At 69.8% G+C, this 8,270-nt stretch carries 9 protein-coding genes; 8 read left to right on the top strand and 1 reads right to left on the bottom strand.

Going from position 1 to position 8,270, the window contains the following annotated elements; all coding sequences use genetic code 11:
- Positions 1–181: 181 nt before the first annotated feature.
- The 5 genes from deoC to cdd are packed head-to-tail and all read left to right on the top strand — an operon-like array spanning position 182 to position 4,725.
- Complete coding sequence (deoC, locus tag CR157_RS21760; RefSeq protein ID WP_110285612.1) at positions 182–958, top strand: deoxyribose-phosphate aldolase; 777 nt, start codon at positions 182–184, stop codon at positions 956–958.
- Positions 958–2,298, top strand: a complete 1,341-nt coding sequence (gene deoA / locus CR157_RS21755) for a thymidine phosphorylase (protein ID WP_110285611.1) — start codon at positions 958–960, stop codon at positions 2,296–2,298. The genes deoC and deoA overlap by 1 nt, the downstream gene beginning before the upstream one ends.
- Positions 2,295–3,557: a phosphopentomutase gene (locus CR157_RS21750; protein ID WP_110285610.1), complete on the top strand. Its 1,263-nt coding sequence runs from the start codon at positions 2,295–2,297 to the stop codon at positions 3,555–3,557. Before deoA ends, CR157_RS21750 begins: the two co-directional genes overlap by 4 nt.
- Positions 3,557–4,294, top strand: a complete 738-nt coding sequence (gene deoD, locus CR157_RS21745) for a purine-nucleoside phosphorylase (RefSeq protein WP_110285609.1) — start codon at positions 3,557–3,559, stop codon at positions 4,292–4,294. Before CR157_RS21750 ends, deoD begins: the two co-directional genes overlap by 1 nt.
- On the top strand, positions 4,291–4,725 hold the full coding sequence (gene cdd / locus CR157_RS21740) for a cytidine deaminase (protein ID WP_110285608.1): 435 nt from the start codon (positions 4,291–4,293) through the stop codon (positions 4,723–4,725). The genes deoD and cdd overlap by 4 nt, the downstream gene beginning before the upstream one ends.
- A 28-nt stretch (positions 4,726–4,753) precedes the next feature.
- On the opposite strand, the gene CR157_RS21735 is transcribed toward cdd, so the two are convergent.
- Complete coding sequence (locus CR157_RS21735) at positions 4,754–5,773, bottom strand: LacI family DNA-binding transcriptional regulator (RefSeq protein ID WP_258364272.1); 1,020 nt, start codon at positions 5,771–5,773, stop codon at positions 4,754–4,756.
- Between the two features lie 293 nt (positions 5,774–6,066).
- Between CR157_RS21735 and rbsK the strand changes: the two genes are divergently transcribed.
- The 3 genes from rbsK to CR157_RS21720 all read left to right on the top strand — a co-directional run.
- Entirely contained in the window at positions 6,067–7,020 is a 954-nt protein-coding gene (gene rbsK, locus CR157_RS21730) for a ribokinase (protein WP_258364271.1), read from the top strand.
- 23 nt (positions 7,021–7,043) lie between these two features.
- Complete coding sequence (locus tag CR157_RS21725) at positions 7,044–8,093, top strand: nucleoside hydrolase (protein WP_110285606.1); 1,050 nt, start codon at positions 7,044–7,046, stop codon at positions 8,091–8,093.
- Between the two features lie 71 nt (positions 8,094–8,164).
- Positions 8,165–8,270: Na+ dependent nucleoside transporter N-terminal domain-containing protein (locus CR157_RS21720; RefSeq protein ID WP_146218750.1), on the top strand; the 106-nt coding region annotated here is incomplete at its 3' end.

Below are 8,270 nucleotides of genomic sequence, written 5' to 3'. Positions count from 1 at the left end.
CGCCACGACATCGCCCGCTTCGGCCTCAAGGCGGTGCTGGCCGGCACCCTCTCCAACCTGATGTCGGCCACCCTCGCCGGCTTCTTCCTGGCCCTCGGGGCCATGGGTTGACCACCGACACCCACGTCGGGAGCCGTCCATGCGGCTCCTTCCCCCAAGTTCCGTTACGGTGAACGCTGACATGACAGACCTTCAACAGACCGCGCGCCAGGCACTGGCGCTGATGGACCTCACCAGCCTCAATGACGACGACACCGACGAGCGCATCGAGTCGCTATGTCGGCGCGCCAAGACGCCGGCCGGCACCCCGGCGGCGGTGTGCGTCTACCCCGCCTTCGTGACCTCCGCACGCCGCGCCATCAAGGCCCACGGGCTGGAAGGCCGCGTCAAGGTGGCCACGGTCACCAACTTCCCCCACGGCGGCGACGACGTGATGGCCGCCGCCCGGGCAACCCGCGAGGCCGTGGCCGCCGGCGCCGACGAGGTGGACGTGGTCTTTCCCTATCGCGCGCTGATGGCGGGCGACGAGGCAGTGGGCCGCGAGCTGGTCGCCTGCTGCCACCAGGCCTGTGGCGACGCCACCCTCAAGGTGATCCTGGAGACCGGCGAGCTCAAGGATCCCGCCCTGATCCGCCGTGCCGCCGAGCTGGCCATTGCCGGCGGGGCCGACTTCCTCAAGACCTCCACCGGCAAGGTGGCGATCAACGCCACCCTGGAGGCGGCCGAGATCCTGCTCACCGCAATCCGGGATAGTGGGCGGGACATCGGCTTCAAGGCCGCCGGTGGAGTGCGCACCGCAGAAGACGCCCAGGCCTATCTCGCCCTCGCCGAGCGCCTGATGGGGGCCGACTGGATCACCCCGGCGCATTTCCGCTTCGGCGCCTCGGGCCTGCTTGGCAGCCTGCTCGAGACCCTGGGCGTGACAAGCGGCAGGAACGCCCCGACGGGAGGCTACTGATGCGCGCTCAAGCACTCCCCCAGGAGCTGATCCGCGCCAAGCGCGACGGCCAGGCGCTCGATGTGGAGGCGATCCGGGCACTGGTCGCTGACATCGCTGACGGCAGCCTAGGCGACGCCCAGGTCGGCGCCTTCGCCATGGCGGTGTTCCTCAACGGCATGGACGCGGCCGAGACCGTGGCCCTGACCGAGGCGATCCGCGATTCCGGCGAGGTGCTCGACTGGTCGGGCCTCGACCTGCCCGGCCCGGTGCTCGACAAGCACTCCACCGGCGGGGTCGGCGACCTGGTCTCGCTGGTGCTGGGGCCCTGGATCGCCGCCTGTGGCGGCTTCGTGCCGATGGTCTCCGGCCGCGGCCTGGGTCACACCGGCGGCACCCTGGACAAGCTGGAGGCGATCCCCGGCTATGACATCGCCCCCTCCCGGGCTCGCTTCCGCGAGCTGGTTCGCGAGACGGGCGTGGCCATCGTCGGCCAGACCGGCGAGCTGGCGCCCGCCGACAGGCGCCTCTATCGCGTGCGTGACGTCACCGCCACGGTGGAGTCGCTGCCGCTGATCGTGTCGTCGATTCTCGGCAAGAAACTCGCCTGCGGCCTCGACGCCCTGGTGATGGACGTCAAGGTCGGCAGCGGCGCCTTTATGCCCACGCCGGAGAAATCCCGGGAGCTCGCCGAAACGATCGCCGAGGTAGCAAGCAAAGCCGGCACGCCGACCACGGCGCTGCTCACCGACATGAGCCAGCCGCTGGCCCCCTGCGCCGGCAACGCCATCGAGGTGCGCGAAGCGATCGCCCTGCTGACCGGCGAGAGGCGCGACGGGCGGCTGTTCGAGGTGACCCGCGAACTGGCCGCCGAATTGCTGCTGGCCGGCCGACTGGCCGACTCCGCCAACGCGGCACGCAGCCGGCTCGACCGGGCGCTCGCCTCCGGTGCCGCCGCCGAGCGCTTCGCCCGCATGGTGGCCGGCCTGGGCGGGCCCACCGACCTGCTCGAGCAGCCGGACCGCTACCTGGCCGAGGCACCGGTCAGGCGTGCCGTCTTCGCCGAGCGGCCCGGCCGGATACAGCGACTGGATACCCGCGCCCTGGGCCTGGCGGTGGTCGAGCTCGGCGGCGGCCGCCGCCAGCCCGAGGAGGCCATCGACCCGTCCGTCGGCCTCTCCGCGATCGCCGCCATCGGTGACCCGGTGGATGCCGAGCGCCCGCTGGCGGTGATCCATGCGGCAAGCGAGGACGCCGCCGAGCGCGCCGCCCGGCAGTTGCTGGCCGCCATCACCGTGGGCGACGGGAGTCCCACACCGCCTAAACTGATCCATGACGTCATCCGTCGGGAGGCCCCATGACCCGCGCCATCGTGCTGGTGCTCGACTCCTTCGGCATCGGCGCCGCCCCGGACGCCGCCGACTTCGGCGATACCGGCGCCGACACCCTGGGCCATATCGCCGCCGCCTGCGCCCGCGGCGAATGCGACGACCGGGGCCGCAGCGGGCCGCTGCGGCTGCCCAACCTGGCCCGGCTCGGGCTCCTGCATGCCCACCGCGAGAGCACCGGCGGCTGGGCCGAGGGCGTCGCGGTGCCCGCCGACGTCGAGGGGGCCTACGGCCACGCCCGGGAGGTCTCGTCGGGCAAGGACACCCCCTCCGGCCACTGGGAGATCGCCGGGGTGCCGGTGCGGTTCGCCTGGGGCTACTTCCTCGAGAAGGAGGCGAGCTTTCCCGCCGAACTGATCGAGGCGCTGGTCCGCGAGGCCGGGCTACCCGGGGTACTGGGCGACTGTCACGCCTCGGGCACCGAGATCATCGCCCGGCTCGGCGAGGAGCACGTCGCCAGCGGCAAGCCCATCGTCTACACCTCGGCGGACTCGGTGTTCCAGGTCGCCGCCCACGAGGAGAGCTTCGGCCTGGAACGGCTCTATCGGGTCTGCGAGATCGCCCGGGAGCTGCTCGAGCCGTACAACATCGGCCGGGTGATCGCCCGCCCCTTCACCGGCAAGAGCGCCGCCACCTTCGCCCGCACCGCCAACCGCCGCGACTACAGCGTCGAGCCACCCGCCCCCACGGTGCTCCAGAAGCTGCATGAGGCCGGCGGCGAGGTGGTCGCCATCGGCAAGATCGCCGATATCTATGCCCACTGCGGCATCTCGCGCACGGTCAAGGCCAGCGGCCACGATGCCTTGTTCGATGCCACCCTCGAGGCGCTGACCCAGGCCGGGCCCCGCTCGCTGATCATGACCAACTTCGTCGACTTCGACATGGTCCACGGTCATCGCCGCGACGTGGCCGGCTACGCCGCGGCGCTCGAGCACTTCGACGGCCGGCTGCCGGAACTGCTCGCCCGGCTCGGCGACGAGGACCTGCTGATCCTCACCGCCGACCATGGCTGCGACCCCACCTGGTCCGGCACCGACCACACCCGCGAGCATGTCCCGGTGCTGGCGCTGGGCGCAGGCCTCGCCGCCGGCTCACTGGGCGGCCGCGAGACCTTCGCCGATATCGGCCAGAGCCTGGCCGCCCTCTTCGACCTGCCGCCCATGGCCGACGGCGAGAGCTTTCTCCCCCCTTCGACTCCCCTCACCGGCACCGCATCCTCAGGAGGCCACTGATGGCGACCCCCCATATCAATGCCGCGCGCGGCGACTTCGCCGATACCGTGCTGATGCCCGGCGACCCGCTGCGGGCGAAGTACATCGCCGAGACCTTCCTCGACGAGCCGCGCCTGGTCACCGACGTCCGCAACATGTACGGCTACACCGGCCGCTACAAGGGCCGCGAGATCTCGGTGATGGGCCACGGCATGGGCATCCCCTCGGCCTCCATCTATGCCAAGGAGCTGATCACCGACTATGGCGTCGAGCGCCTGATCCGCGTCGGCTCCTGCGGCGCCGTGCGCGACGACGTGGCCGTGCGCGACGTGGTGATCGGGCTGGGCGCCTGCACCGACTCCGGGGTCAACCGCACCCGCTTCCTGGGCCACGACTTCGCCGCCATCGCCGACTTCGAGCTGAGCCGCCACGCGGTGGATGCCGCCCGGGCCCTGGGCGTGGCGGTGAAGGTGGGCAACCTCTTCTCGGCGGACCTGTTCTACAACCCCCAGGGCGAGATCTTCGCGCTGATGAAGCGCTACGGCATCGTCGGCGTGGAAATGGAGGCCGCCGGCCTCTACGGCGTCGCCGCCGAGTTCGGTGCCCGCGCCGCGACCATCTGCACCGTGTCGGACCATATCCTCAAGGGCGATTCGCTCGGCAGCCAAGAGCGCCAGAGCACCTTCGCCGAAATGATGGAGATCGCCCTGGAGAGCGTACGGCGCGACGACCGGGATCGGGAAGGAGACACCCCATGAGCGAGTCACGATCTCAGCCGACCCCTGCCCAGCCCCCCCTCGATGCGGCCATCGTCGCCGAGTTGATCGCGGTACGCGACCGTGCCTACGCCCCCTACTCGCACCACCCGGTGGGCGCGGTGGTGGAGAGCGACAGCGGCACCCGCTACGCCGGCGCCAACGTGGAGGTCGCCCATTACAAGGGCCTGTGCGCCGAGGCCTCGGCCATCGCCGCCATGGTCTCGGCCGGCGAGCGTCGGCTGAGAAACGTCTACGTGATCGGCCCCGGCGAGCATCTCTGTACGCCCTGCGGTGACTGCCGCCAGCGCATCCGCGAATTCGCCGATGCCGACACCCGCATCCAGGTGGTGGACGCCGAGGGCCGGCTGCTGCGCCACTACACCATGGACGAGCTGCTGCCCGACGCCTTCGGCCCGGAGAATCTACGCTAGTCGCCGCGAGGCCGAAGACCGCCTCCCGTCACCGGGGCTCACCGGTGGTGGCCACCGAGGGCGGATGAACGGAGTCTCGAATGACCAGTTCCGGCTTGACACGGACGTGCTCGGTGGCTGGCGCCTTGGTCGCCATGGCCGTCGTCAAGAGGCGGCAGGCCTCGTGGCAGAGGCGATCGACCCGTTGGCGCACGGTCGTCAGCGACGGCGTGAACAGGCGCGTGATTTCGATATCATCGTAACCGATGATCGACAGGTCCTCGGGGACCCGGAGCCCCTGTCGGCTCGCCTGGCTTATCGCACCCAGCGCCGACAGGTCATTGAAGGCGAACAGGCCGGTGGGACGCCTGTCCCCCTGCCGCAGGTGGCGAACGGCGGCCTCTCCCCCACCGATCTCCAGATTACCGGCATAGACCCAGGCGGGATTGGGCTCGAGGCCGGCGTCCTCGAGGGCACGCAGGAACCCCCGGTAGCGCTGCTGCGACTGATAATGGTCCGCGGACCCGGTGATACAGCCGAGGTCGCGGTGGCCCTGGGCGATCAGGTAGGAGGTCGCCAGATAACCGCCATGCTCGGAGTCATCGATGACGCTCGCCACCCCGGGCGCTTCCATATCCATCAGCACGACCGGGAAAGAACAGGACGCCAGCAACTCCAGATAGGCCTCGGACACCACGGACTCCAGGATCAGCAGGCCATCGATACGCTTGCCCTTCAGGGTACGGATATAGCTGCGTTGCTTGTCGATGTCGCGCCCGGAGTTGCAGAGCATCAGGTTGAACCCGGCGTCATAGAGCCGGGACTCGACCCCGGCGACGACTTCCGCGAAATAGGGGTTGGTGGAACTGGTGACGATCATCCCGATGGTATGGGTCACGTTCTTCTTCAACGACTGCGCCGAGGTGCTGGGGGTATAGTCGAGCCGCTCGATCGCCGCCATCACCTTGGCCCGGGTGTCCGGCTTGACGAAGCGGGTGCCGTTGACCACATGGGAGACGGTGGAGACGGACACGCCCGCCTCCTGCGCCACATCGGTAATCGTCACCATCGGGATACCCCATTCCGAGCCTTCTCCCGGCCCCCCTGCGTACTGATCATCGCCTCGCCTCTCCCTCACCTGCCGCAAGCAAGCATAACCCATTGATTTGAGAATGACATCGCCGCCCACCCGGGGAAGACCGCCAGGCCACGCCCCTGGGGAACGGCCCTCCTGCCCACCTCTCCCGCATCATTCCAACAAGGTAATCATACCCAAAATCCTCATAGAAAAACGATTGCGCAAACGTTTTTCTTAATCTAGGGTAGCCCAAAACACAACCAGACACTCCCAGGGTGACTGCATTGACTATTGCCACCGTGAATCAACCCCATGACGACGAGTCGGGCGCTCACGCCGACGTGGTCGTCGTCGGCAGCCTGAACATGGACCTGGTGGTGCGCGCGCCGCGCCATCCGCAGCCGGGCGAGACGCTGACCGGCCATGCCCTTGTCACGACTCCCGGCGGAAAGGGCGCCAATCAGGCCGTGGCGCTCGCTCGGCTGGGCGCCTCGACGGCGATGATCGGCTGCGTCGGCGACGACGCCCATGGCCATGCCCTGCTCGCCGGCCTCGACCAGGAAGGCATCCTTCGCCAAGGGGTGCGGCTGACTTCCACGCGCCCGACCGGGGTGGCCATGATCCAGGTCGACGATGCGAGCCAGAACTGCATCGTGGTCATCCCCGGCAGCAATGCCGAGCTGCTCCCCGCGGATGTGGAACGCGGCGACGCCCTGCTGCGTTCGGCCAAGCTGCTGGTCTGCCAGCTCGAGGTGCCCCTGGAGACCGTGCGCCACGCCCTCGACCGGGCCCGCCGGCATGGCTGCACCACCCTGCTCAATGCCGCGCCCGCCATGGCACTGCCCAACGACGTCCTGGCGCGGGTCGATTGGCTGGTGGTCAACGAGACCGAGGCCGCCGCCCTCTCCGGCCAGGCCGTCACCCACCCCGATGAGGCGGCCCAGGCTGCACAGCGCCTGCGCCGGCAAGGCTGTCGCCGGGTGCTGGTCACCCTGGGTGCCCAGGGCGTGGTCGCGGCATGCGACGACAGCCTGCACCACTACCCGGCTCCGGCCGTCACGGCCGTGGATACCACCGCCGCCGGCGACACCTTCGTCGGCGGCTTCGCCGCCGCCCTGGCCCGCGACGCCGGGGTGGAAACGGCGATCCGCGAGGGCCAGGCGGCCGCCGCGATCGCCGTCACCCGCGCCGGTGCCCAGAGCTCGATCCCCCACCGCGACGAACTCGTGACGCCCTGACCCCAACCCACAGGAGAACAACAATGGCCACTCACGCCTCCCGCCGCCCCACCAGGGTGCTCTTCGATACCGACCCGGGCATCGACGACGCCATGGCGCTGCTGTTCCTGCACCGTCATCCGGCCATCGAGCTGGTCGGCATCACCACGGTGCACGGCAACGCCTACACCGAGACCACCACCCGCAACGCCCTCTACCTGGGTGAGCGCTTCGGCCTCGAGGTGCCCATCGCCCGCGGCGCCACGGAGCCCCTGGCGATGCCCAAGTCGGCGCCGCCGACCTTCGTGCATGGCGACGACGGCCTCGGCAATGTCGGCCTGAGCTTCGAGCCGACCCGCCGACCGGATCCCCGCCCCGCCTACCGCCTGATCATCGACACGGTGCGCCGCTTTCCCGGCGAGGTCACCCTGGTCGCGGTCGGCCCCCTGACCAACCTGGCCCTGGCGATCCAGGAGGCCCCCGAGATCGCTTCCCTGGTCAAGGAGGTGGTGGTCATGGGCGGTGCCTTCGGCGTCGGCGGACAGGGCGGCAACATCACCCCGGTGGCCGAGGCCAATATCCACGGCGACCCCCACGCCGCCGACCTCGTCTTCACCGCCGCCTGGCCGGTCACCGTGGTCGGCCTGGACGTCACCCACCGGGTGCTGATGTCCGACGCCGACTTCCGGCGGCTGCGCGAACAAGGCGGAGAAGACGGCGAGTTCATGTGGGCGATCTCGCGCCACTACGTGGACTTCTATTCCGAGCGCGAGGCCATCGACGGCTGCTATGTCCACGACTCCAGCGCCGTGGCCTATGTCCTCGACCCGAGCCTGTTCGAGGTGCGCCGGGGCCCGGTGCGCGCGGTGTGCGACGGCCTCGCCATGGGCCAAACCATCCAGCGGCCGGACGACCGGGACTTCCCGCCCACCGCCTGGGACGGCCTGCCGTCGCAGCGGGTCTGCGTGGACGTGGACGCCCAGCGCCTGATGACGCTTTACATGGACACCTTCGTCACCGGCGATCCGGGGCAGCCAGGAGCCTGTCGGGAGGACCTGGCGGCCTTCGACGAAGTGCTGCGCCCGGTCGACTGACGCCACCCACTCGGGCTCCCAAGCCTACGCACAACCCATAACGACAACACCCGGATCATGAAGGAATTCCAATGACAATCACCATGAGCCTGGTCGGGATGGCGACCCTGATCGCCATCGCCCTGCTCTTCTCCACCGACCGCCGCGCCATCCGCCTGCGCACCGTGGGCGGCGCCT

It is taken from the genome of Halomonas sp. LBP4 (assembly GCF_003202205.1).
GTDB lineage: Bacteria > Pseudomonadota > Gammaproteobacteria > Pseudomonadales > Halomonadaceae > Halomonas > Halomonas flagellata.
The sequence above is the reverse complement of the archived record's forward strand: the minus strand, read 5'-3'. Positions and strand labels throughout refer to the sequence as shown.